Genomic DNA, 25,102 nt, shown 5'->3' with positions numbered 1-25,102 from the left:
TTTCTTAACCCACATATCTTCTGTATAAACAAATTAATTTCCACTTTGGAATCCGCGCATAAATTTTCGTCGTTTCTAAGTTCGCATGCCCAAGTTCATCCGCAATAAAATCAAGTTCAGCACCCTTAGTTAATAACTCGGTCGCAAATGTGTGACGGAAGCGATGCGGATATAAGGAACCCTTAATTCCTGAATCTTCCCCAAGTTGTTTGATGATTTTCCTCATACGGGATATGCCGAGCCTTGTTCCTATTCTTGAAACCAATAAGTCAGGATGTTCTTCTTCCTTTACCTCTTCCATCTCCCAATACCGTTCCAATAAAAGTGCACACGTTGCAGAAAAATGCACCTCACGAATTTTTCCTCCTTTGCCCAACACGCAAGCGGTTCGAGTGTCTACGTCCACGTCTTTTTTATCCAATAGATGGAGTTCGCCTATGCGACACCCTGAAGATAGAAGAAATTCTATAATAATCCGATTTCGAAGGAGTTCCTTTTCCGCACATTGTCGTACTTTTGCCAGCTCTTCTTTTTCAAGATACCTAGGTATCGACCTCGGTTCCCGCATATACCATCTCGTCTTAATGGGAACGCACTCCATATAGCCCTCCTCCACACAAAATGTGAAAAAAGCAGCAAGCACTGATAATCGTCCGTTCACCGTTGTCGCTTGGACAACCTTTTGTTGTTGGATGACCCATTGCAAGATTTCATCAAACGATATCGTTGAAAAGTCTTCCTCTTTCTGTACAAAGTAGGTTTCTAACGTGCGCTTGTAGAGAATGATCGTCAGTTCACTCATATTCGAAATTTTCATCGACTGCAAGTACTCATTCACGACTTCCTTGTTGGTTGGGTTACTAAAAGTCTTATCTGTCACCCAGAACTTTTTTGACGCATTTTTCTCCACCCAGAATAAGTCGATGGGCGATTTCGCCATATACTCCTTACGGACACAAAAGAAATAAAATGAACGTAACACCTGCTTGTAGTTGTTGATGGTTCGAATGCTCCAGTCGGGATCTTGAAGAGAAAACCACTCGTCAATCTGCTTCCGATCCACTTGTGAAAAATGGACAGGATTCGTACCAAAAAATCGGTGCAGTACAATCCCATATTCAACAATCGTCTTTTTCGTTCGCTTCTTATTCTTCAGATACAATAAAAACGCATTGATTACTTCCTTGTTCTCTTCAAGAGTGAATCGTCCTTTTGCTTCCCAGTAGAGATCGGTAACTTCGGCATACTTTCTTTTGTTACGGAGCGGTGTATCTTCCAGAATTTCATTCTCCCAACAATACTCATAGAGGGACCGAAGTGTACTCCACATCCCATTCCTCGCCGATTCGCTGCGTTGTTGATGCGTATCTATCACCCGTTGTTCAATTTCTTCCCGTGTTAGCTGACGAAGCGATTGATCGATTTCCTTGAAAATTCGTTGTAAATAAGTTCGCATCGACACAATCGTATGCTCCGTCCTTCCTAGCGTTTTCATATGAAGCAAGAACTGATTCACGATTAGTTGATTGTCTGGATTCGGAAGCGTGCTTTTCAATTCCCAGTACCGCTCTTTACTAGATATGACCTGCAGATTCGCATCGAGCGGAAAGGTTACTAGATGCGAATCCTGAACACAAAAGTTATAGAAAGCACATAGTATTTTTAAGTAATCTTTCACCGTCCGCTCTTGTTTTTGCGTTCTTTGTTTAGTAAGCCACACGTCAACCTCTTCTCTAGTAATCGACTTATACGAAACTCGATGGGCTAAGAAAAAAGATTGTAGAGCAGTTCGGTAGCGCTTGACAGTTTCAATACTTTTATCCTTCTCTTTTAGGCTCCCTAAAAATAAATTGAGAACGATGTGAGTGTCTTCCGACAGCCCTTTACAATTCACCTCCCAATATCCTGCCATCTTAATCCTCCTATTTCTTACTGTTGGTATTGATCATACTTTTTCTTCCGTTCAGGATTCATCAAACGCGTATAGATTCTAGTACTATTGATATTCGAATGCCCCAGTAATTCTTGAATACACGTGAAATCCATTCCCTTTTCCGCTAAGTTTGCTGCAAATGTATGCCTTAATGTGTGCGGGCTCACTTTGAAACCGAGAGCTTCTGAGTACTCTCGAAACTTCGTTTGAACTAAATCGCGACTGATGGGTTGTCCTCTTTTATTCGAAAATAGGTAGTCACCTTCATACTTCCTAATTTCGAGATATCGTTCCAATCGCTCTGCACAGGCATGACTAAAGAGGACAATTCGACCTTTATTTCCTTTTCCTTTTCGAATCGTTATCTGTCTTGTTTCCCATTTGATATCTTCGAGTTTAATATTCAGTAATTCAGTTACTCGTACCCCCGTGGCATACAATGTTTCAATAATTGCCCGATCTCTTATATTGTCCTTTGTGTGCTCCTGCAGCATGGCCAGTTGTCGCTTTGATAGATAGTAAGGAAGAGAATCGACCTTTTTCGGTGTAACGACTTTCAAAGTCGGATTCTTATTGATTTTGTTTTCTTCCATACAATAGCGATAAAAGGATTTCAGCGCGACGAGCTTAAGTTGGATACTACGTGGTTGAAGACCATCATTCGTCATGACTTCTAACCAGTTCCGGATATCTCTCGCTTTTACTTCTTCCACGCTTTTTCCGCACACGGTGAAGAATTGAGAGAGCGCTAACTTGTACGCACGAACGGTCTCTGGACTAAATTGATTGTGGTTATCTAGAAAGAATTGTTTAATGACTTCTTGATTCATGTTTTTCACCCCATAATATTTTGATAGGTTAACAGCATCTCTTCTGTTGGGATTTGCGCATAGATCCTTGTGGTGTTGAGGTCCGCATGCCCCAATACGTCTGCGATGAACTGTAAATCGGCTCCTCTTGCGAGCATATTGGTCGCAAATGTATGGCGACACATATGAGGATGAAAGGATTGAACGAGCCCTGCTTCACCGCCCACTTTTTTTAATACTTTTCGAATCCCCTGCACTTGAAGGCCATCACCAAACTTATTCATAAATAATGGATCTGATGGTTTTGCTGAACGCTTATCCAAATAGTCTTGAACCACAAGTCCACATTCTTCGGAAAAGTAAATTTGCCGGATTTTTCGTCCTTTCCCCGTTACGTCCACTTTTCGTTTGTCAAAATCAATATCCTGAACGTGTAAACTGGCTACTTCTGATACACGGCAGCCCGTTGAAAAGAGAAACAACAGCAAGGCTCGGTTTCGAATCGGTAACTGTTCAGAACTCACTTTTACACGAGCATATTCAAATTCATCCAAGTACTTTGGCAATGAGTGAGGTATTTTGGGGCGCCATCGTTTTTTCACGACCGTTTTCTCCATATACTCTTCTTCTAAGCAAAAGCTGAAAAATGAAGAGACAGCTGATAGATACAAATCAACCGTGCGCGCTTTCTTTCCTTTCGAAATGGTCGTCAACCACGTTAATACATCGTCACTCGTAATCTCTTCTAACGGAATCGTACACTGTTGAAAGAACGCTTCGATAATCCTGCGATACTTCTCAATGGTTGCTTCCGCTTTATCTGCCAACTTCAAGCTGAGTAAATACTCACTTAATGCTTGTCGAGTTTCTTCTAGTAAATGGCCAGCGGTACTTTCCCAGTAGATTTTCGTTTCACTCAGTTTGGTTCACCTCTTTTCATCTCGCAATCTCCGTTACTATCAATATGACCAATTGCCGTGGTATTTATACTAACGGGAATTTTATTAGATTAATTACTTGGGCAAGAGCGGTTGGGAAAGCAAAAGAAAAGCCCTCTAACCGATGAGTGATCGATTAGAGAGCATTTTTCTATTTGTATCAATATAAGACAATATAACTTCATATCCTGAATGAAATTCATCCATACTAGAAGAGTTATGGAAGAGCAATAATAGATACAGTTCCATTTTGGTACATTGCTATTTTAGCAATTTTAGACGTTTTGTCTTTGTTTAATACAGTAATTTGGTAAGGAGCCACTTTATTACCATTCATTTTTACTTTATTCCAGTTTTCAGTAGTCAATAGACCATCAGCAACTGTAATTTTACCATCAACAACAGTTATTTTTGTCGTATCAAGAATTGCACCGTATTGATTCGATACGAAACTTTTAACTTCTTCTAAAGTTGATATCTTTTGTGCACTCTCTGTCCCTGGTCCATTATTGTTCAAGTTGAATGCTAAATACTTAATATCACTCGCTAATAAACCATTAACTACAATTTCTTTTACAGCATTTTCAGGAGCTGATGGTAGAGCATCACCAGTAATAGTCCCTGTTCCATATACTGTACTTGGTGCAGTCCCTTTTAATGAAGTGTTACCATTTGCAGTTACCGTAGTAATTGTACCGGAATTTGAGATAGCTGTGTTAGCAGCTCCAGCTTCAACAGTTAAAGCAGTTACAGTAGCACCTGTTGAAACAGAAACCTTTGCAGGCGTCTTTAGAGTCAGACTAGAAACTGTTTGATTTGCACCAATTACAAGATTAGTATCCGCATTTGGATCATTGAAAACAATATTGTTATTAGATGCATTTTCATTCCATGTGTTGCCACTAACATTATTAATAGTAATTGTACCACTTACAGTTGCCGCATTGTTTACTGTTGCATTTGCAGCATCCACAGTTAGATTACCTGTTATAGTACCTGCTGAAATGTTCAAAGTTCCTGAAGTTCCACTAGTAATCGTTACATTGCCTGTTAAATTTTGACCGTTCAAATCAAGGTTTACTAGTTTGTTAAGTGTTACAGTATTTGCTGTAGCACTGATCGGACCTGTCAACTTAATTGTATCTCCATCATTTGCTTTTGAAATTGCACTATTTAATCCCGTTGCGGTACTTACATTATGTGTTAATACTGTGCTATTCCCCTCTTATACTACATTTCTGTAGCTTTCGATTAGGGCCTACACCGGACAAGCGGCTTTCACCGCATACGGCGTGCCATCAACAATAGTATTCATTCCCTGCCAATTCCCTTGGATTTAAATGATTCTTTTGAATCCGTTAAAATATACCTACTAATTTTACAAATAGATGGGCCAATCTCGTATAAGCGATTGGCCCATCTATTCTATTGGAAAGCTGTATTTTTAGGGAAATAAGCTTTTCGAATACGTACCACTGACTAGGTTCCTTCGCTCCTGCTGGTTTTATCCTCCCCATAGGTTACCCTACAAGTACAAACGGCCAACAATCCACACTACTATGAACCTGCTGCCATCTTCATGAGGTCATGGGTACTGACTTACCTCGCTCACAAAGACTTCAAACGTTCCGTTACATCCGTCCCTTGTTTTGACAGCCTTAGATCTCCACTATCCAGGAGTGAGAAAGAACAGGTTAACAGTCAATTGTACTGATCTCCTAACTACATTTCAGAAGAAAGGATGAATACCGAGGTCCTAGCAATGTCGCGATATTCACTACCTCATCCTGCCTACATGGATTCGTCTACCTAATCATAGCTGTCTTTTAAGGAGCCCCGCCTCAATTACGCTTGAGTACGACTTCACCTGACTTAATCCCTTTTGCGAAAATATCAGCGCATCACTGGATCCAGGAGGATTAGGCACTTGCATAAAGACTGTTTAGCAAGATTCGGAATTACACCGAATAAATAGACGATAACAGTTAGAATTAAACCCCATGGCTAAATCTTGTTAAAGAAATGCCATAGGGTTTAAATCCACTAACTTCACTAGTAACCTAGCTTATATAGTAACGTTTCGTTTATTTTTATTAAGAACCAGCGATAACCTTAACAGTTTGTAACAAACCGTCGATACGTACATTTAATTGTAATGACTTACCAGCGTCCGCAGGAATGAAGCCTGATCCAAGACCATCTGAATCAAATGTACCAGTAGTTTCTTTATTTGTAACGATTACATTATAGTCAGTTCCAACGCGCTGTACACCGTATTGATCCTTAGCAACGAACTGAAGTTTACTTGCAGTACCAACACCAGGAACTACAGACTTGGCGTTTAACTCAGTGCTAGGGACCTGAACAACTCCACCTTTAACTTCAACAGAATCATATTTAGTAACAAGTGATTGTGAAACAGGTGCAGCATCGCTGTAAAGTACTTCTTTCTTAACTGTGTAAGTATTGTCTTTATTAGCAACCAATACAGTCAATGTAGATGCAACGTCTTTAGAATCAGTCACAATTTGTTCTGCTGTATATTCACCATTAGCAGCAATCTTCAATCCATTAGTTGCAGATACATCTTTAACCATATCTTGATTAACTTCCACTCTCTTACCATTATATAATCCGTGAATAGTTACTTCCTGGTCGTGTGCTGCTGATACATCACCAGTATAGAACTTATTCAAATCATCAATACCAAATGAAGTCAGTTTGTCTGCATCTACTACAGAAACTGTTACGTCTTTAGTGTCAAGAACTTTACCAGTAGCATCTTTTAAGATGATTTCATAATCTTCAGTACCAGCAGTTGTACTTGCTGTAATTTTACCATTTGTATAAGTTGTTACATCATTGTTAACATCTTTTGGTTTAATAGTAAAGTCTAAAGCATTAGTAGCATCTGTAGCGTCGAATGTTGGAGCAGCAATTTCTTCACCATATTGGTCGACAAATTCAACAGCAGTATCTAAATCAGTGCTTAATGATACATCATTAGCCAATAAAGAAACGAAGTCCTCTGATACACCTTTAATACCTGAAACTACAGGTGCTTCATCAGCAGTTAAGTTTAAGACTTGTGATTTACCAGTTGCAGTTACAACAGTAATATTAACATTCTTTTGTGATGGAGTTAATTTAAGAACTGCTTTTTTGTTCAAGTAATCTTGTTCTACTTTCAAAGTACCGCCAATTACATTAATTGTTGTATTAGTATCTAGTGTAAGTGCGTTAGAGTTATTTCCTCCAACAGTTACATCTTTAAGTGCAACTTCTTCACCGTATGTGTTTGTAATTGATAAAGGAAGTTCAGCAGCAACACCATTTTTAAGAACTGTTGAAGGCGTTTGAAGTGCTACAGTATCTAGTTTAGAGTTTTCTTTAACTACGATTGATGTATTAGCAGTTTTGCCAGTTCCAGCAGCAATTACTGTAAGTACAGCTGTACCATGTGTTGCTGTCGGAGTAGGTGTTTGCAACTTAATTACAGTTCCATTTTTCGTATCTGCGAAACCATTAGTTTTAACAATGCTACCATTAGAAGATACAACAGATACACCAGCTAATTCAGTAGCCTTAAGTGTATTACCGTATTGATCTTTAATTGTTACAGGAACATAATATTTAGGTGCATTTGCATTCATGTTAGCAACATTCAAAGGCTTTTTAGCTAGTTCTTCATCATCTGTCTTAATTTCACCTAAAACAATTGACTCTACAGCAGCAGCTTTTGCAACTGTTACGGTTTTAGTAGCAGTAACACCAGTAACTGAATCGACTACTGTTACAACGACTTTATCGTCGACATTAAAGGTACCAGCAGCACCACCAACAGTTAAGTTGCCGTCTTTATCAATTGAGTTGGTACCATTTCCCTTAGACGCAGTTACAGTAATATTAGAATTTGAAGCTGTTGTCAATTTAGATGTGATATCTTCACCATATTGATTTTCAGCAGAAACTTTACCAATAATATCATCGTTATTGATAACCGCAACTTCACTCAAGAAAGAAATTTTTGTTAGTTTCTCAGCAGCAACAGTTGTTTTACCTGTGATAGCTTCATCTGATATACCAGTAACAGTAACTGTGTAATCTCCAGCAGCTAATGCAGTATTAGCTTCAATTGTTACAGTCTTTTTATCTTCAGAGAAGACAGGTGCTTTCACTGTTGGTTTAACTGTTCCACGCTTAAGTTCAAACTTAGCCTTTTCCGTATCGATAGCTTTATTAAATTTCACTTCGATAGTTTTAGCGTTAATCGCCTTTACTGATTCAATTGTAGCTTCTCCTGCTGGTGCTTCAATCTTGTCTTTCAAAGCAAACAAGAACTTAGCGAAGTCTCCACGCTTGATGTTGTTACCTGTACCGAATTGCTTGTCATTGATACCGCTAGTCACTTTGTTAGCAACTAGAGCGTCAACTGCTGCATCGTAACGGTCAGAAACATCAGTGAAAGAGTTCTTTGTGTCGCCAGCTTCAAGTTTAAATGCTTTTTGTAGCATAAGAGCTGCTTCTCCACGTGTAACGTTATCTTCAAATCCGAACTTTGTAGCTGTTTTACCATTGATTACTCCAGCAGCTTTCAAAGAGTTGATTGCCAAAGCTCCACGTTTTGGAACGTCTGAGAATCCAGAAGCTGGTGCTTTTTCGTCGTTCAAGCCAGCTGCTGCAGCGATCATGATTGCTACGTCGCCACGTTTGATTTGTTGGCTAATGCCAAATTGAGTTTCAGAAATCCCTGAAGCGATATTGTTTTTTACTACGAAATCTACAGCTTCCTTATAAGAAGCAGGTACGTCCGTGAATGCAGAAGTAGATACGCTTGCCGCTGATGCAACTGGAATAAGTGCAGATGCAACTAGAGTCGCTGTCGCAGCTGATGCTACGAACTTTTTGTAAGATTGTTGAGCCATTGTGTAGTATTCCTCCCTGTTTTAGGTAATCCAATTTCATTGGTGTTTCCACCAATGGTGAAACACAGTTTAACTATAACATTACTTACCATATAAATCTACAAATCTTCAAAAAGATTTCAAGAATTACAGACAAATAGTTATAATTTAACTCTTATTCTATTATACATAACCCCAAGTCTATTGCAACCAGTTTGGAGAGACTTTAAACATTTCTATTTCGTTACAAAAACGAAGAAATGTATCTATTATACTTCAAAACGTTGTCGTGGATGTAATAGAATTACTTTTTCATCCCCAAATAATTGTCATCATTTTTTAAATTTTCATTCCACTACCTATATTAAACAGCCCCGAATCGGAAAATACCGATTCGGGGCTGTTTTAGATTCGTTTACAATTCAGGTCGTATATTGCCATCGCGCGAAACTACTGTGACAACAGCTAACAAGAATGCTAACCAGATTGAAACAGATGGTGCTGTTAGGACGTGACCTGCTGTATAACTGATGCCGATCCCAACCAGGAAGGAGATTCCTGTAAGGATACTAAAGTAATTAAAGTTTTGTTTTAAATTCATAACTAGTTTCACGATGAAACTACCTGCAAACCAAATGATCGGCGCGACCATATAAATGAAGCCTAGTATTCCAAACGAGAAGAACCAATCGTGGAAATCCATTTCTATCATCTTCAATGGTTTGTGTGGTTCAGGTGCGTCATAGTTTCCTGCAAAGCCCATTCCAAATAGTTTCTGACTAATTGGTGCGTCTTTGAATTGCTCTACATAATTCGCTTTATAGGTTTCTCGACTACTGAATACTAGATTCTCGAATTGCTCGCCTGTAATGAGCGGTTCATCTTCATCCCCATCTTCAGGCGGTATTTCGTTTCCGTCGTCATCCAGTTCGACAGGTGGCTTTTCGAGTGATATGCCTAGAATGTCGAGGTGGGCATACATATTACCGAATACTGGCGTAAACGGTGTCGCCACAATGAGCACGATCAATAGAATTAAAGAAATGAACGAATTAGCCTTTACGCGTTGTCGAGCCGGATATTCTTTTGTCGTAAGTAGTAATAGTAGACTTCCGAAGAAGATACTCAATAATACGATTAAGATTCCGCCATAACCGACCTTCGTTCCAAGGCCAAGCATTGCTATAGACAACAAGACGAATGGTAACCAGTGTAAGAGTTTGCGCGTCGTTGTTGTTTTATAAACTGCAAAGAGTGCTGTGATCGGTAGTAACATCGACATCGAAGCCCCAATTTCGTTTCCTGCATAGAACCAGCCTGTCCATCCTTCTTTCGAACGTGCATAGTTTGCCATGCTTGTACCAGTCAGGTGTGCGATGATGAATACTACACTGATTGTGAGTGATGCAATTAGGAAATAATTGACGAGCTGTCGAGCGTTGTCGGAGCCATTTTCTTTTTTCATCGATTCTAGTAATAATATGAAACCGAAGAGCAATACATGGAAGTAAACGACTTTGTTGTAGTAGGTCAGCTCTTGCATAATATAAAACGGTTCTTTGACGGTGTAGCCAACAATGAAGTTGATGATTACGAATACGGCTAGACCTGATAGGTAGAGTAAATAAAGTCTGGCACGTTTGCTTTTCCGTGATTCGTTGACGATCCAGATTGCCATTATGGCTAGATAGGCGAGTCGAATGATGACGCCAATTGTCAACGGAAGGTCGATGAACAAGAGCGACGCTGTCGTTAGGACGTCAATGATCGGTTGGATCATGACGAAGGCGACGAGCGCGAGCATGATGTTGTGTCGGTTAAGTTCCATTGGGGCAGGTTCCTCTTTCATATATGGTTTAGTTTAATTATGAGTTCATGGTCTATCGGGTACAGATGACGGTGTCAATCTACGCTGCAGGCGGACGCTTTCCTAGGGGCTCGATCTCAGCCGCTTCCCTCGCTACGCTCAGTCCAGGGTCTTCGATCTTCGCTGATCCCTCAGGAGTCGCCGCCTTCCGCTTCGATTGACGGTGCTTCTATTTAGAGAGACGTTCATTGAATTATAAAAGCAATAAACTGCTCTAAAATTAGTTCTTCGAGTTTCCTAGTACGTGTGTGCGGAAGCCAGCTTGTTCCCATTTTGTGCGCTCGATGCAGTTTTTGGCGTCGATGAGGAGTTTGTCCTTCATGAGTGTGCCTACTTTTGCTGGGTCGAGTTGTTTGAAGCTGTCGTGGCTTGTTAAGATGACGACTGCTGATGCGTCTTTTAGGGCTTCGTCTAGGTCTTGTGTTTGCACGTCGATGTTGTTGGATTTGATGTGCGGGTCATATGCTGAGACAGTTAGGCCTTTTTCTGTCATTTGTTCGATGACGTCGAGTGATGGGCTTTCACGCATGTCGTCGATGTTGCCTTTGAAGGCTAGTCCTAGTACAGCCACTTTCGGATGCTCCGCATTCAATGCTGACAACAAATCTACAGTGAGTTGTGCGGTGTATTCTGGCATTCCGTCGTTTGTTTTACGAGACAAGTGGATGAGTTTCGCAAGTTCCGGATTCAGTTCAACAAGGAACCATGGATCTACTGCGATACAGTGTCCGCCTACACCTGGTCCTGGTTGGTGAATGTTGACTCTTGGATGGAAGTTTGCAAGACGAATCGCTTCCCAAATGTCTACGTCGATCGTTTCTGCAAGTTTCGCAAGTTCATTGGCAAATGCGATGTTGACGTCTCGGTATGTGTTTTCCATTACTTTTACTAGTTCTGCAGTTGTATCATCAGTTTCGTGAAGTTGCCCTTTTACGAATGAGCGATATAACTCTGATGTTGCACGTGCTGATTCTTTGTTAACGCCGCCGATGATTCGGTCGTTTGTAACGAGTTCTTCGAATACTTTACCTGGGATGACGCGTTCAGGTGAATGGGATACGAGAACGTCTGTCCCGATTTCTAGTCCTGTTGGAACGAGCTCAGGGATTACGATATCTTGGACAGTCTTTGGTGGAACCGTTGACTCCAAGATAACGAGATTGCCTTTTTCGACAAACGGCGCAATCGATTTCGCCGCTGAACGGATGTATTCAAGATTTGCCGTTTTGTCTGGTTTAATCGGTGACGGAACTGCAAGGATGAAGACGTCTGCTTTTTGTGGAGTTGTCGATACTGTCAACATGCCACTGTCGATCGCTTCGTTCAAATATTCTTGAAGTCCATTCTCTTCTATATGTAACTCTTTGTTACTGATTTTCTTTACGACAGGTTCGTTAATATCGACGCCGTGTACTTGGTGGCCGTGGTTGGAAAACATAACGGCAGTTGGGAGTCCAATATAGCCAAGACCTACGATACAAATGCTTTTTTTCATTGGATTTTGCCTCTTTCCTTCATTAATGGGTAGTGTAATGTTTACTGCGATTTGTCCGTTAACACACGTACGAGAAAGCGCGGCAAGTTGAGTTGCCGTTTGATGCGTTTTGGATCGCTGCACAGTCGGTAGAACCATTCCGTGCCCGTTTTCCTAAAAAATGACGGCGCTCGTTTAACGGTTCCAGAGAACACATCAAAACTGCCACCGACACCTTGAAAAACTAGGACGTTTTGGAGTCGCTCCATGTTGCGGCGAATCCATAATTCTTGTTTTGGACTTCCTAATGCGACGAATAGGATGCGTGCTCCACTGTCATGGATACGCTGGACGAGTGCTTCTTCGTCTTGTTCATAGCCATCCGTCATTCCAGCAATCGGAATACCGGGATAGTCTTTTTGGATGTTCGACACGGCTTTTTCAACGACTTCTTTTTTTGCTCCGTATAAATAGATGGGTTGCTGATCGTCTGCTGCAAATTTTAACAAGCGCGCCATCATGTCTACCCCAGTTACGCGGGATGTAATCGTGCCTTTTTTCAATTTCGACGCAAGCAAAATCCCGACGCCGTCCGCGATTTGGAACGTTGCGCCGTTAATGAGGTCGCGTACTTGTGGATCTTTTTGTGCGGTCATGACCTTTTCAGGGTTGACTGCGATGATTGTCGATTGTTCGTCTTTGCTCATGCGCAAACGAATTTCTTCGATGATTCCTTCGTATGTCAAAGGCGATACGTTCACGCCTAAATAACTCTCTTTCATCTTCGGGTGCCCCCACTCAGTTGCTACTTTCAATTGTCTTAGTATATCAGAAACCACAACAGCTTGCACAGCCTGTTCGTATAGTGCTAAAATTAGCCCGATAGTGTGAACAACCGGGATAATTATTTTCTACTATAATGAGATTGCATTGGCACGGTTTGCAGCTACTTACCGTTCGCTTTCCTAGGGGCTTGACTTCAGCCGCTTCCTTCGCTTTGCTCAGTCCAGGGTCTTCAGCCTTCGCTATTCCCTCAGGAGTCGAACGGACGCTGCTGCAAACCTAAGTGAGTAAGAAACGTCATCTACTAGAGTATCCGTTTATCGAAGCAGAAGGCGGCGACTCCTGCGGAATCAGCGAAGATCGAAGACCCCGCAGGAAGCGTAGCGACCGAGGAGGCTTAGATCAAGCCCGCGGAAAGCGTCCGCCTGCCGCGCAGATAAACACCGTCTACATATATATCTAAGGAGGATTTTCCATTGAAAATTGTACTGTCCGGCTTTTACGGATTAGGAAATACAGGGGATGAGGCGATTTTGAAGGCCATCATCGATAATTTGCGTGCGGAACTGGATAACCCGGAGATTACGGTGTTTTCGTTGTCACCAGAGAAAACGGCGTCGGATCATAGCGTTTCTGCTGTGTATCGTGGATGGCGTCATGGGAATAAGGAAAAAGTTAAAGCACTTCGAAAAGCGGACTTGCTGATTTCCGGAGGCGGTGGGTTGTTGCAAGACACGTACCCGACGAAGTTTCTGTTCGGTCCCCTTCCCTACTACTTACTCATCGTATTACTCGCGAAGCTTTGCGGAACGAAGGTAATGTTCTTCTCTCAAGGAATTGGCCCTGTTACAAGTAACTGGGGTAAGACGTTAATGAAAGGTCTTGCGAATAAAGCAGACTTCGTCACAGTTCGAGACGAGTATTCGAAGACTTACTTGGAGAACTTGGGAGTCACGAAGCCAGAGACTGTTGTCACTGCAGATATCGTATTTGCATTCAAACCAGATGAAGATACTTCAGCGTATGATTCACTCGATTTAACTGGTGACGAACGTTTGGTTGCGGTTGCGCCGCGGCCATGGTTTGAACACGAAGATGCGTATATCGAGAAGTTAGCGTGGACGTTGGATGAATTGATTGAACAACGGAATGTTACTCCTGTATTCGTACCTATGGAGCCGCCATATGATACGAACGTATCGAAGAAAGTACAAGCTCTTATGAAGCATGCGGATCAGACGAAGATTCTTGGTGAGCACTTCACGCCTAATCAGTTCTATAACTTCATTGAACAGACGGACTTGACGATCGCACTTCGCTTGCATGCGCTAATCTTTGCAGCGTTGTCGAATGTCCCTCACGTTGGATTGAGTTATGACCGTAAAGTTGAGAGCTTCTTGAAACGTTCTGGTATGTGGGAGCATTCGTTTGAACTGGGTTCATTTACAAAAGAAGGTTTGTTAGAGCAAGCAATTTACGCGCTCGACAACAGCGAATCCGTGAAACAAAAGATGGCACCGAACGTCCAGGTATTACGAAGCGAAGCAATCCGCAACGTGGATCTACTGCGGGAACAGTTTTTGAATGGAGGCCGTTAAACGGTGAAAATTTTACTGGCAACTGTATATGATTATCCTCATTTGGGCGGATTGTCCGTCCACTTAACTACATTAAAAGCAGGACTTGAATCACGCGGACATGAAGTAGATGTCGTGTCATTCACTGACGTCCCTAAATGGAAGCGTGACGGAATCGTCCGTGGCCCTGCGTTTTTGTTGAACAAAATGAAGCAAGGTAAAGGCTATGTCTGGACGTTGAAGCGTCGTCAGGACGAGCTTGCAATCCTGATTAAAGAAGCGGTATCGAAAAAGGAATACGACATCATTAACGCTCAAGACGTGTTTACGACATTCGCAGCTCTTGAAACGAATGTCCCTGTTGTGAGTACCGTTCATGGCTATTTGACGTTCGAAGGGATCTCAAAAGGTTCCGTGATTGAAGGTTCTCCTGAAGCAGCTGAACTTCAAGAAGCCGAGCGTAAAGGCTATAAATCGACACGGGAAGTCATTACAGTCGATACACGTATTAAGGAATATATTTTGAAAGAAACTGGCGTGACGGGCAATATGATCAAGAACTTCATCGACGTCGAGTCCTTTAAACCTGAAATTGAACGTCGTGCGGAGTTCCGAGATACATACGGATTTTCTCAAGACGAGCTGATTTTCTTCGTGCCGCGTCGTTTGACGAAGAAAAATGGCGTCATGTATCCGATTCTGTCACTCCCTGCTGTCGTTGAGAAGTTCCCGAATGCGCGTGTCGTATTTGCAGGAACTGGCGAAATGATGGAGCCGATGAAACAGAAAGCTGCGGAACTTGGCGTATTGGATCACATTACGATGCTCGGTGCAGTCGACCACTCCGTAATGATGCAGTATTACGCACTCGCAAACGTGGCGCTTGTGCCGTCTATCTATTCGGCAGGTGTTGAAGAAGCGACTTCTATTTCTGCATTGGAAGCAATGGGTTCTGGTGTTCCATTGATTGCCTGTGCGGTTGGTGGACTGAAAGAAATCGTGGATAGCGGAAAAGATGGTTTGCTGGTTGAAGAGCAAAACGTGGAAGAGTTGAGTGACGCGATGATCCGTTTGTTGGAAGATCCGGCATACGGTGAGCAACTTGCTGCAGCAGGTCGTGCTAAGATTATTGAAGAATATTCACACTTTGCAGCTGCTGAGAAATACGAAGCCATTTACTTGAAAGCATTGAAACACTGATTGCGAAGCTCCCTGGTGCGAATCAGGGAGCTTTTCGTCATTTAGAAAGCACGCAGCAGGTTGTTGCGTGATTGGAGGACTTTTATGGGAAAGTTGAAACAGGCGGCGCTTTGGACGGCGATGTTAGCGCTTGTGCTGAAGCTGTCCGGGTTAGTGCGGGAGACAATTGTTGGAGCCAAGTTCGGCGTTTCGCATGAAACCGATGCATATTCTCTGTCATTTGCATTCATCACATTGGTTGTTGCAATGATTTCGACAGGATTTAATAACGTTTTCTTACCGATGTACATTAAGAACCGGAAATCTGGTGAAGCAGGCGACCATAATGCGAACGCACTGTTAAACTGGACGATGATGATCTTTGTCGGTATCAGTTTCATCGGCTGGTTAGGGGTTCCCTACTTCTTGCCGTTATTATATGGCAAAATGACTGCGGAAACCGCGGTGATCGCAGTTCCGATGACGCAAGTGTTCTTTATGTTCATGACCGCTATTGCGTTAAGTGGATTGCTGGACTCCTATTTGCAGTCTCGACGGATTTTCGTCCCTTCTCAAGTTGCTAAGTTGCTCGCGACACTGATGTCGCTCGTTTTCGCAGTACTGTTCAACGAACAATGGGGCATCTTTTCATTAGCATACGGGTTTGTCATCGGAACAATTTTAGGCGTCATCGTCCAACTGTATTACTTGATCCGTTCCGATTATAAATGGCGTTTGGAATTCAAGATGGATATTAAGTTCCGGAATGCGTTCTTGCTGATGATCGTCCCTTCCCTGCTGAACTCAGTAGTCGGGCAAGTGAACATGTTCGTGAACAAGGCGTTTGCGAGTAGTACAGGTACAGGTTCGGTAACGTATTTAGATAAAGCATCGCTTATTGTGAGCATTCCAAATGCGATCTACGCCACAACGCTCGCTGCGATCATTTTCACGCTCATGAGCGAGCAGACGGAAGATCGTGCAAAGTTCAAAGAGACGTTTTTCCGCGGAATGGAGATTTCGCTTGTGACACTGTTGCCGATTGCGGCTGGATTGTTGGTCATCGGAGATTCGGTTATTGCATTCATTTACGAGCACGGTAAATTTACATCCTTCGATACACACAAGACGCATATTGCGCTCATGCTGTACTTACCGTTTATCGTATTCCAAGGTATGCAGCTCATGCTATCGAAGTCGATGTACGCGCGTGGGAAGACCGCAGTCGTATTTCGTATCAGTGTTACGACAATTTTACTCAATTTCCTTATGAACTGGCTGCTGGTCGACCGGTTCGGCTATCCTGCGCTTGCGATTGCGACGTCTGTTGTGAGTGTGTACTTCTTCGCGGTGTCGATGGTTGTCGTGTATAAGGATCTCGGGAAAGTGGAGCTGGCACGGTTCGGCCGGATGGTTCCGCAAGTGCTGATTCCTACTGTGATTATGGGACTCGCTGTTTGGACTGCGAAGGATTTCGTGGGATTAGGTTCATTCGGTCCTGTTGCACAGCTTGCAACGCTTGTTCCGATTGGTGTGGTTGTGTATGCGGGGATGCTGTTTGTGTTTTACCGTGCTGGGTTTAGAAGGTTTGTTGGGTTGTTGAAGCGGGGGTAAATCGGGTATGGAATATTGTGCTTGAGCGGATTTTGGGGTTGCTTGATCACTTTTGTGCTCGCTTGAGCGGATTCGGTGGTGGCTTGATCACTTTTGCGCTTGCTTGAGCGGATTCGGCGGTGGCTTGATCACCTTTGTGCTCCCTTAAGCAGATCTGATGGTGGCTTGATCACTTTTGTGCTCGCTTGAGCAGATTCGGCGGTGGCTTGATCACTTTTGCAACCGCTTAGTGCTGTTGGTGGAAGACTGGCACACCATTCTCGCTCTTTGCGAATGGTGCGATAGACTGCCTCCCTATGAATGAAATAGCCCATAAACAATGGTGAAACATGCATCCATACCACCATGGTACTGGAACAACAACTTTTATCGAAAGGAGTGGGATTGGTGAAGAAATGGATAGTTGGGGTGTTACTGGGGATTCTTGTGATAATTGGTGTTGCGGGTATCTTTTTGAAGGGGACGACGACAGAGCGGGTGTATTCCACGAAGGATGTGCAAGTGGATGTGAAGATTCCGCGTTTTTTTGAACTCTCCTATGAAAAAGATACAGAACGCAGCGTGGAGAATACGAAAGATGTCATTCATACATATTCGGTGAAGCGACTAGGTAAGACGATCGGGTCGTATAAGCTGACGGAACGGACGCTCGGCAATGGTTCGAAGTTTCTATTTGAGCGGTTGACGAATGACGCTCGACTCGGGGTATCCTTGGAAACTGTTTATCACTTTGGTGATTCTGTAAAGGTTGCGGAGAACTCTTGGAATCCTCGTACAGTCAAGCACCCTCACCATGATACGTTCGGAACGGATCCAACGGTGAATCCTTATGGGAAATTGACGATTGACGGCAATGCGAATGTTGCGGAAGCGATTGTCGGGTATTCATTCACATCGAAAGAGCTTGTGAAGGCGTATGATGTCGGAGAAAGTCGAATCCGTGAACTCGACAAGGAAGTGCAAGATGTGAAGGTGACCGATGATGGGTTTACTCGTGGGGCTAAAGCGGGTGGTCATCAGATTGCAGAGTCTTGGGTGTTACTCGCCGATTCACCGTTGTTTGCGACCGTGGACGAAGAGAAGGACTACATAGAGTTCGCGCTTGAAAACCAGTTTTCCCAGTTGAACTGGATGACAATGGATGGCCCATATACGAAGTTGCCGTTTTCGATTGATCCCGGAACGAAGATGGGATATGGTCGCGTGATTGGTCGGATGGAAGACGATGTGGCGCTTGAGTGGTACGGGAAGTCAGAGTCGTTGTTCTTTGAGACGATGGTGCTGAATTCACGTGTGAATTTGCTGAATTACATTGATGAGTTCGGTGGGACTCGCTGGCCGACAGAGTATACGAGTGCGTGGCTGAATAATGCATACGGCATCAAGGCTCCTTATGTGGATACGCGTTATAACGAATACGTGGCGTTTTTCCTGGACGATACGGAGAAGAAGCTCGACGATGAGGTCGATGATTCGAAGTTGTATGTGCCGGTGTATGCGGATTATTTGCTGTCTCGGATTGAAAAAGGCGAAACGATTGAAGCTGGTGATGGATTCATGATCGTCGATTATTTCGATGAGGATCCTGAGACAGATATCCCCCATGCTTCGTTGAATCATGAGCTGGGCGGATTGAAGATTCTGCTGACGGCGTACCGCGAGACGGAAGATGCAAAGTATTTAGATGCTGCTAAGAGCGTCATGAAGGGTATTGAAAGCTTCGGTGCGGATCAAGGTGGTTGGATTCGCGAGAATGGCGATTTGTGGTATCAGGCGCGTCCAGATGGCACGTTTTCTGGCGATGATTATCCGCAGTTGACGTTGGTGGATTTAGTGGAGACGCAAAGTCTGCTGGAAGAGATGGGGATGGAGCGGAATGCGTTCTTCGATGAATTGATTGACGCGAAGATTGGATATTTGAAAGATCAGGGTGAAGAATTGATCGAGAAAGTTACGAAGCATTTGAAACAGGGGTGATGGTGCCCCTGTTTTTTTGTGTGATGCTTGAGCGGATTCGGTGGGCGCTTGATCACTTTTCAGCTTGCTTGAGCGGATTCGAAATGTGCTTGATCACTTTTCGGGTTGCTTGAGCGGATTCGACATGCGCTTGATCACTTTTCAGCTTGCTTGAGCGGATTCACTACTTGCTTGATCATTATTGGCATTTCTTGAGTGTACTTTTCTAACTTCTATGGAACTCTCAGCAGAAAATGTGGGTTTGCGAGAAATCGAAATCTACTTATTCACAATTAAATTATACACAGACGTAAAAAACCCCCTTGAATAGCCATCGCTGTTCGAGGGGGTTTGAGATTTAATTATAATTAATGATATTCACGACGTCTTCGCGGATAAAACCATGATCAACCCCAGCTTTATCACTAAACACTTCATACCACGTTTTGCCGTCGTCACCTTTAACGGATCCGATGACAGTCATCGGGTAGCCAAGACCAATGCCTGAGCTCGAATCTTGGTAAATTCCGTTGTAATGAGGCTTATATGTGAAAAGAATTGGTGCTGATGTGCTTGGTGCTTTGCGGACATTCGTCGCAATCTCAAGGCTTGTGAGTGCGAACTGCTTGTATGCAAATAAGTCTTTTCCGCCTGCTTTTTTATCCAACTCATACATATGCGCGCCTGCTTTTGCGCCCCATGTTGGATCAGATGCATAGTTGACATTGAAGCCCGTTGTTTTGTTACCGAATGCAGCACCCAATGCACGGTTCAACGTGCTGTCCGGATTAATGTAATTCGGATTCAAGAAGGTGTCAACAAGCGCAACAGCACTGTCGCTTGGTTTTTTAAATGTTCCCTTATCCGGACATAACTTTGTCAGTGAATCGTATTTGTATAACCCGAACAAATTGTTGCATGTTTGTGCTGTTTCGCTCATTCCGTAATCGCTCTCGTGTACTGCGAGAGATAGGATCATGAGGGCGTTCATATTACGTTCTTTTTCAAGCGTTTTGAAGAACGATCCAAGTCCTATGAGCTTCGACTTCTTCGTTGCGTCTTTGTACTTGCTTAAGTTCAGGGCTTCTCGCTCAGCTAAGACTTTTTTAATTAGTGAATCTAGTTCTGCTCCTGTATAGCTAGTCGTTGACCGTGCCGATAGGAATTGGAAGTACGGGAAGAACGTACCCACACCCTTACCTGTTGAGTCCATATAATGGACGCCGTCAGGACTATAATATGTCACACCCTGCTTTAAGAAATCTGGTGCTGGCATGATTGGATACGATGCACCTTTTTTGGTCATATAATTATAGGTATAGTGAATGAGCGTTCCCCACTCACTAACGGTGTAGCGATCACGATCTGTTACGAGTTGGATGGGAATAAGATCCACTTCTGAATGCTTTGCGTAACCGACTGTTGCGCCGACTTGCACTTTTACATACTCATCGTTTGAACCAAGATACTTCAGCTCTCTCCCCTGCTGAACATAGGTTGCTTGTTTCTTGAAAGCTGAGTCAAAGTAAATAATTGTATTTGCTTCTTTCCCAGCTGAAGTTTTATTATCTCCAAATGCCATACCGCTTTTCACTCGAATCAATTCGTTCCCGCGGTACATAGCTGCATAGTTATTGGAGTCATTAAATAGATTTGCAGCAGCTAAGTAGGTACTGTGCCCTTTTGACTGTTTAACCAATTTGCCGTTTGTTAGCGTTGCTAGATAGAAGTCATTGCCCTGAGTTGGCGGCTCTGGTGTTTCTGGAATTCCTGGGAGTTCATTTCCTTCAGCCGCTTTCAAATAACGGGAAATGAATGCCGCTGCTTGTTCGCGAGTTGTATTAGATTTCGGCTCAAACCGCATAGAGCCGTCTTTGTTCGGGATACCGCTAATTATGCCATAAGTGATGTTGTAATAGACTGAGCGTACGCTACCGGATGATTGGAATTTGTCCAGATCCGTGAAGTCGATACGTGATTCTTTTAAGTCCATTTGGCTGTAGTTCAAGACGTTCATCATTGTTAGGGATACTTGCTCACGTGTGATTGGTGCATCGGGCTTAAACATGCCCCCGCTATACCCATTCATGAGTCCTGCTTTTTGTACTCTATAGATGTCTTCCGCGAGTTTACTAGTTTTAGGGACATCTTTAAAGTTACCGTCTGCTTCTGGGAGTTTCAATGCACGCGCAATGAATGCCGCGAATTGTCCACGTGAGACGTTTTCTGTCGGACGGTATGTTCCGTCGGTGTATCCGGAGAGGATCCCTTTATCAATCATTTCACGGAGTTCTTTTTCTAGTGTGCGGCCTGTCAGTTCATCGGCATGTGCAGGCGGTGCTGGGATGACAAGGGTCATGATCAAGAGAATCGCGGTAAGAACAGCTGCCAGTTTTGTCATTGAACGAAGTGATTTCATATGTTCAGTTCCTCCTTCTAGTTGTGTTTTTTTGAGTAAAACAAGTAATGCCGCCCTTCGCGAGAGCTTGAGGGCGGCATTTTGTTTTGTTAACGCAGTTCAGCAACACTGTAAAGAGCGGCTGAGAATTGAGCTCGTGTTGCGTTTGCAGCAATCGAGAATTTCGGTGTTTGGAAGACTGTTGTCTTGTCCATTTTCTTTAAAGCACCGATTGCTTCGGCTGCACGGTACGTGACAGGTACGTCGAGGTACGGTGGTTTCGTTAGGACTGAAGCGGTTGTTGTCATGCTGAATGCACGATCCAAGATGATGGCAAGTTGTGCTTTCGTTAATGGATCGTACATGCCGAATGAGCCGTTTTCATAGCCACTCAGGATTCCTGCGTCACTCATTGCGGAGATGTCCTTTGCAAAAGCGTGCGTTGCTGGGACGTCGCTATAAGTAAGTGGGAATCGTGGGCGTAATTTCAATACGCGGTTGATCATCGTTGCAGCTTGTCCTCGTGTCACTTGCGTTTCAGGTTGGAACGAGCCGTCTGGGAATCCGCTGATGATTTTTTGCGTGCTGAGTGTTTCGATTGCTTCGTACGCCGGGTGTTTCACCGCTACGTCACTGAAAGATGTAGGCGGAGTCGGTGTTGGCTTTGGTGGTGTCGGTGTTGGAGCGACTGGCTTTGTAGGCGGTGTCGCTGTGATGCCCGACACACGTTTTGCTCCTGCGTATTTCGGTCCCCAGTATGGGTTCGTGTCTAGATTCGAAATTTTAACGCCGCTAGATTCTGCAGATATGAAGTTTCCGTTTCCGATGTAAATACCTGTATGGGAAATACCAGGCTTGTATGTATTTTCAAAGAAGACGAGATCTCCAGCTTGCAAGTTTTCACGGGCAACTGACGTCCCGACATTGAATTGTGTTTCTGATGTACGTGGCAACGAGATGCCGAAAAACTTGAAAACGTAAAGGATATAGCCTGAGCAATCAAATGCAGCAGGTGTGGAGCCACCGAATGAATACGGGGTTCCTTCGAATTTTTTGGCATAGGCAACGATGCTGTCCCCTGAAGCGGCTTGGCTTTTTTGAGGGGCTACTGTGAACACGCTTGCAAAAACTAAAATGAAGGCCAAAAAGACTACTAGTTGCTTTTTCATGTCCCACCTCGATTTAGGATGATTGACTGCTTCCAACGTCTATTTACCTAGAATTCTTTCTATGACTATATCGTATCAGAAAAGACTGACACGGAATATTACATTTGTGTTACAAGAATAGTAGATTGGTTTATTTTCATAGAATTGTGGATATAATGAATAGTTTTGAGTGGTTCATATATGTGTGGGAAATGAGCGGTTTTTTGCGTGGAGCGGGGTTAGGCACAGAGTTAGCGTTTATCGGAAACTCTTGTGGCCCCACTCTCCCTCACTAAATGCGGAGCGAAGCACACCAATTAGTCTTGGTTTGGGAATGGGGAAAGATGGATTGGTCGCGAGTTTGATAATTGTGTGACGTGGATATTTTTCCGCAAGAACGGGACGGTTGATGCGCATGAACGGGCGTGTTGGCCGCATTTCGCATGAAAAAACCGTGCGGCCAAGGGGGCTCTGCACGGTTTTGGTATTTATTTGAACAAACTTGGGTTTTCGGCACCAGCTAGGAAGACGCTGTAAGTAGCACGACTCATGGTTTCTTGTGGCTTGAATGTGCCGTCAGGGAAACCTTTTGTGACACCTGATTGTGTTAGCGCGAGTGCTGCTTCGTAGCTTGATACTTTAGTCGTCATGTCTTTAAATGGTGATTTTTGTTTTGCATCGTATTGGAGACTGAATGCTTTTTGAAGAAGTAATGCCATTTCGCCTCGTGTAACGGGTTGGTTTGGACGGAATGTACCGTCCGGGAATCCGCCGAGTAATCCTTTTTCACGTGCAGATTGGATGTAACCAGATGCAAAGCTGTTCGGATTGACATCTTTAAATTTCGTTTTTCGCTTTTCTCCGTTCAATCCTGAGGCACGCCCCATGATTGCAACCGCTTCTGCCCTTGTGATTTTCCGATCGGGTTTGAATAAGTTGCCTTCGAAACCGTAGATCAGTTTTTTATCCATCAAGTAGGCAATTTGTGGCGAATACCATTTCGATCCTGAGACATCTTTATAACTCGTGCCCTCAATCTTCACTACGAGGTCTTCTTGGATTTGCTTGCCTGCGTTTGTCATGATGGCATACTTTCCTTTGTACGTCCCTGGCAGTAAGTACGTCTCCCATTTTCCTGGAGATTGCTCAGTAATTGTGCGATCTCCGATTTTCAATTGGCGGGTTCTCGTTTTGTCCGCGTTCGATAATTCGAATATAACTCGCCCATTTTGTGTATATTGCGTCATCATTGGAATCTCCTCGACCTTTGATGGATATCTGACGAGTCCATAGCCGAAGTGTCGGTCGCGTCCTTTTGCACCTAGGTCTTCAGCAGAATTTGCCAATATCGAGCGCAATCGCACGTTAGTCAATTCAGGGAAACGCTCTTTTAAAAGGGCCGCGATTCCTGAAACGTGTGGAGATGCCATGGATGTCCCTGATAATTCGTAGTAGCCATCTTTTTTCCCATCATCGTCAAGCGCTCGTGGATACGTGCTTAAAATGTCGACTCCTGGGGCTGCGAGTTCTACTTCAGGTCCAATCGAAGCTTCTAAAAAGCGTTCTTTGTTGTAGTTAATGGCAGTTGTTGCGATAACAGTCGGATACTTTGCTGGGTATTGGACGGAGTCTTTCAAATCGCCCGTTTCTTCGTTCCCCGCTGACGCAACGATAATCATGCCTGTAGCATACGCTTTCTCAAGCATTAGTTTGAGTGCTGGATCATCTCGGTTTGTGGTAATGCTCATATTCAAAATGTCGATTTTGTGGTTTATTGCCCATTCGACACCGTTAATGATGTCGATGGTGCGACCTGAGTCCTCGGAATTGATGGCTTTGATGGCATACAAGTCTACACCTGGTGCGACACCCATTGTGCCGTTACTTGCTTTAGCTGCTGCCAGGATTCCTGCTACGTGCGTCCCATGACCAAGGTCGTCATTATAGGGCACAGTTCCTTCAGCGCACTGGTCTTTAGGTAAGGCACAAAAACCGCCTTTGACATTAAGCTTGCTATGCGTGACATCGATTCCGCTATCAAGAATCGCAACGCGGACGCCTTTTCCTGTATATGGAGTAATCACTTCCGGCGTGGTGTTGATGAGGGTAAAGCGTTTTGGGTACGTAATTTGGGAAGGCGGTGTTGGTGTAACAGCGGTTGCTGCGATTCCGTATTCCCGGTTTGGATAAATGTTGACGTCTGGATAATGAGTGCGAATTTCTTCAACTTCTTGTTGGGTGAGCTGGACTTCTCCGAGTGGTGCATGTTTAAATTCCTTCGATACGGAACTCACTTCTTGACTAATTGACTGCAAATCGGCGTCCGATCCATGGAGCAACCAGTCTGTTCGTTCTTCAGCGTGCGCTTGCATGGGAAGTACCAAACCTAGGGCCAAGATGACTGCAAAACCTAACTTTTTCACATGATCACTCCTTTATGTACGATATGATTCCTATACCCTGTATCAGTCCTTTTCGTGCACGTGTTTAGAAAAAAATTCCACTCGATCTTATGAACGAGT

Annotated in this window: 15 protein-coding genes; 4 read left to right on the top strand and 11 right to left on the bottom strand. The window is 43.6% G+C overall.

Annotated features, from left to right (window positions below; all coding sequences use genetic code 11):
- Window positions 1-4: 4 nt before the first annotated feature.
- From N693_RS20650 to N693_RS0115010, 8 genes are all read right to left on the bottom strand, one after another.
- Entirely contained in the window at window positions 5-1,912 is a 1,908-nt protein-coding gene (locus N693_RS20650; RefSeq protein WP_025785661.1) for a tyrosine-type recombinase/integrase, read from the bottom strand.
- Between the two features lie 17 nt (window positions 1,913-1,929).
- The gene (gene xerA, locus N693_RS0115040) at window positions 1,930-2,763 is read right to left on the bottom strand and encodes a site-specific tyrosine recombinase/integron integrase (protein WP_025785660.1); all 834 of its coding nucleotides are present in this window, start codon (window positions 2,761-2,763) and stop codon (window positions 1,930-1,932) included.
- Window positions 2,764-2,768: 5 nt separating this feature from the next.
- Window positions 2,769-3,647: a tyrosine-type recombinase/integrase gene (locus tag N693_RS0115035; protein WP_256378143.1), complete on the bottom strand. Its 879-nt coding sequence runs from the start codon at window positions 3,645-3,647 to the stop codon at window positions 2,769-2,771.
- Window positions 3,648-3,897: 250 nt separating this feature from the next.
- Window positions 3,898-4,812: a hypothetical protein gene (locus tag N693_RS0115030; protein ID WP_025785658.1), complete on the bottom strand. Its 915-nt coding sequence runs from the start codon at window positions 4,810-4,812 to the stop codon at window positions 3,898-3,900.
- Window positions 4,813-5,773: 961 nt separating this feature from the next.
- A complete protein-coding gene (locus N693_RS0115025; RefSeq protein WP_025785657.1) occupies window positions 5,774-8,605 on the bottom strand; it encodes an S-layer homology domain-containing protein in 2,832 nt (943 codons plus the stop codon).
- A 394-nt stretch (window positions 8,606-8,999) separates the two neighbouring features.
- A complete protein-coding gene (locus tag N693_RS0115020) occupies window positions 9,000-10,412 on the bottom strand; it encodes an O-antigen ligase family protein (protein ID WP_025785656.1) in 1,413 nt (470 codons plus the stop codon).
- A gap of 259 nt (window positions 10,413-10,671) precedes the next feature.
- Window positions 10,672-11,946: a nucleotide sugar dehydrogenase gene (locus N693_RS0115015; RefSeq protein WP_025785655.1), complete on the bottom strand. Its 1,275-nt coding sequence runs from the start codon at window positions 11,944-11,946 to the stop codon at window positions 10,672-10,674.
- 41 nt (window positions 11,947-11,987) lie between these two features.
- On the bottom strand, window positions 11,988-12,707 hold the full coding sequence (locus N693_RS0115010) for a WecB/TagA/CpsF family glycosyltransferase (RefSeq protein ID WP_025785654.1): 720 nt from the start codon (window positions 12,705-12,707) through the stop codon (window positions 11,988-11,990).
- Between the two features lie 477 nt (window positions 12,708-13,184).
- Here N693_RS0115010 and csaB point away from each other — a divergent pair, with 477 nt between their 5' ends.
- From csaB to N693_RS0114985, 4 genes are all read left to right on the top strand, one after another.
- Complete coding sequence (gene csaB, locus N693_RS0115005) at window positions 13,185-14,306, top strand: polysaccharide pyruvyl transferase CsaB (RefSeq protein WP_025785653.1); 1,122 nt, start codon at window positions 13,185-13,187, stop codon at window positions 14,304-14,306.
- A 3-nt stretch (window positions 14,307-14,309) separates the two neighbouring features.
- Entirely contained in the window at window positions 14,310-15,485 is a 1,176-nt protein-coding gene (locus N693_RS0115000) for a glycosyltransferase family 4 protein (RefSeq protein WP_025785652.1), read from the top strand.
- 84 nt (window positions 15,486-15,569) lie between these two features.
- Window positions 15,570-17,078 (top strand): murein biosynthesis integral membrane protein MurJ, encoded by a 1,509-nt coding sequence (gene murJ, locus N693_RS0114995; protein ID WP_025785651.1) that lies wholly within the window; start codon window positions 15,570-15,572, stop codon window positions 17,076-17,078.
- 387 nt (window positions 17,079-17,465) lie between these two features.
- On the top strand, window positions 17,466-19,055 hold the full coding sequence (locus tag N693_RS0114985) for a hypothetical protein (protein WP_025785649.1): 1,590 nt from the start codon (window positions 17,466-17,468) through the stop codon (window positions 19,053-19,055).
- Between the two features lie 337 nt (window positions 19,056-19,392).
- On the opposite strand, the gene N693_RS0114980 is transcribed toward N693_RS0114985, so the two are convergent.
- From N693_RS0114980 to N693_RS0114970, 3 genes are all read right to left on the bottom strand, one after another.
- Window positions 19,393-21,453, bottom strand: a complete 2,061-nt coding sequence (locus tag N693_RS0114980) for an S-layer homology domain-containing protein (protein WP_025785648.1) — start codon at window positions 21,451-21,453, stop codon at window positions 19,393-19,395.
- Between the two features lie 89 nt (window positions 21,454-21,542).
- Entirely contained in the window at window positions 21,543-22,601 is a 1,059-nt protein-coding gene (locus N693_RS0114975) for a C40 family peptidase (protein ID WP_025785647.1), read from the bottom strand.
- Window positions 22,602-23,068: 467 nt separating this feature from the next.
- On the bottom strand, window positions 23,069-25,003 hold the full coding sequence (locus N693_RS0114970) for a S8 family serine peptidase (protein WP_025785646.1): 1,935 nt from the start codon (window positions 25,001-25,003) through the stop codon (window positions 23,069-23,071).
- Window positions 25,004-25,102 lie beyond the last annotated feature (99 nt).

The organism is Sporosarcina sp. D27, from assembly GCF_000586555.1.
Taxonomy (GTDB): Bacteria; Bacillota; Bacilli; order Bacillales_A; family Planococcaceae; genus Sporosarcina.
The sequence above is the reverse complement of the archived record's forward strand: the minus strand, read 5'-3'. Positions and strand labels throughout refer to the sequence as shown.

Excerpts from the sequence above, each read along its gene's own strand:
- N693_RS20650 (WP_025785661.1), bottom strand. The coding sequence starts at position 1,912 with ATGGCAGGATATTGGGAGGTGAATTGTAAAGGGCTGTCGGAAGACACT.
- xerA (WP_025785660.1), bottom strand. The coding sequence starts at position 2,763 with ATGAATCAAGAAGTCATTAAACAATTCTTTCTAGATAACCACAATCAA.
- N693_RS0115025 (WP_025785657.1), bottom strand. The coding sequence starts at position 8,605 with ATGGCTCAACAATCTTACAAAAAGTTCGTAGCATCAGCTGCGACAGCG.
- N693_RS0115020 (WP_025785656.1), bottom strand. The coding sequence starts at position 10,412 with ATGGAACTTAACCGACACAACATCATGCTCGCGCTCGTCGCCTTCGTC.
- N693_RS0115015 (WP_025785655.1), bottom strand. The coding sequence starts at position 11,946 with ATGAAAAAAAGCATTTGTATCGTAGGTCTTGGCTATATTGGACTCCCA.
- N693_RS0115010 (WP_025785654.1), bottom strand. The coding sequence starts at position 12,707 with ATGAAAGAGAGTTATTTAGGCGTGAACGTATCGCCTTTGACATACGAA.
- murJ (WP_025785651.1), top strand. The coding sequence starts at position 15,570 with ATGGGAAAGTTGAAACAGGCGGCGCTTTGGACGGCGATGTTAGCGCTT.
- N693_RS0114980 (WP_025785648.1), bottom strand. The coding sequence starts at position 21,453 with ATGAAATCACTTCGTTCAATGACAAAACTGGCAGCTGTTCTTACCGCG.
- N693_RS0114975 (WP_025785647.1), bottom strand. The coding sequence starts at position 22,601 with ATGAAAAAGCAACTAGTAGTCTTTTTGGCCTTCATTTTAGTTTTTGCA.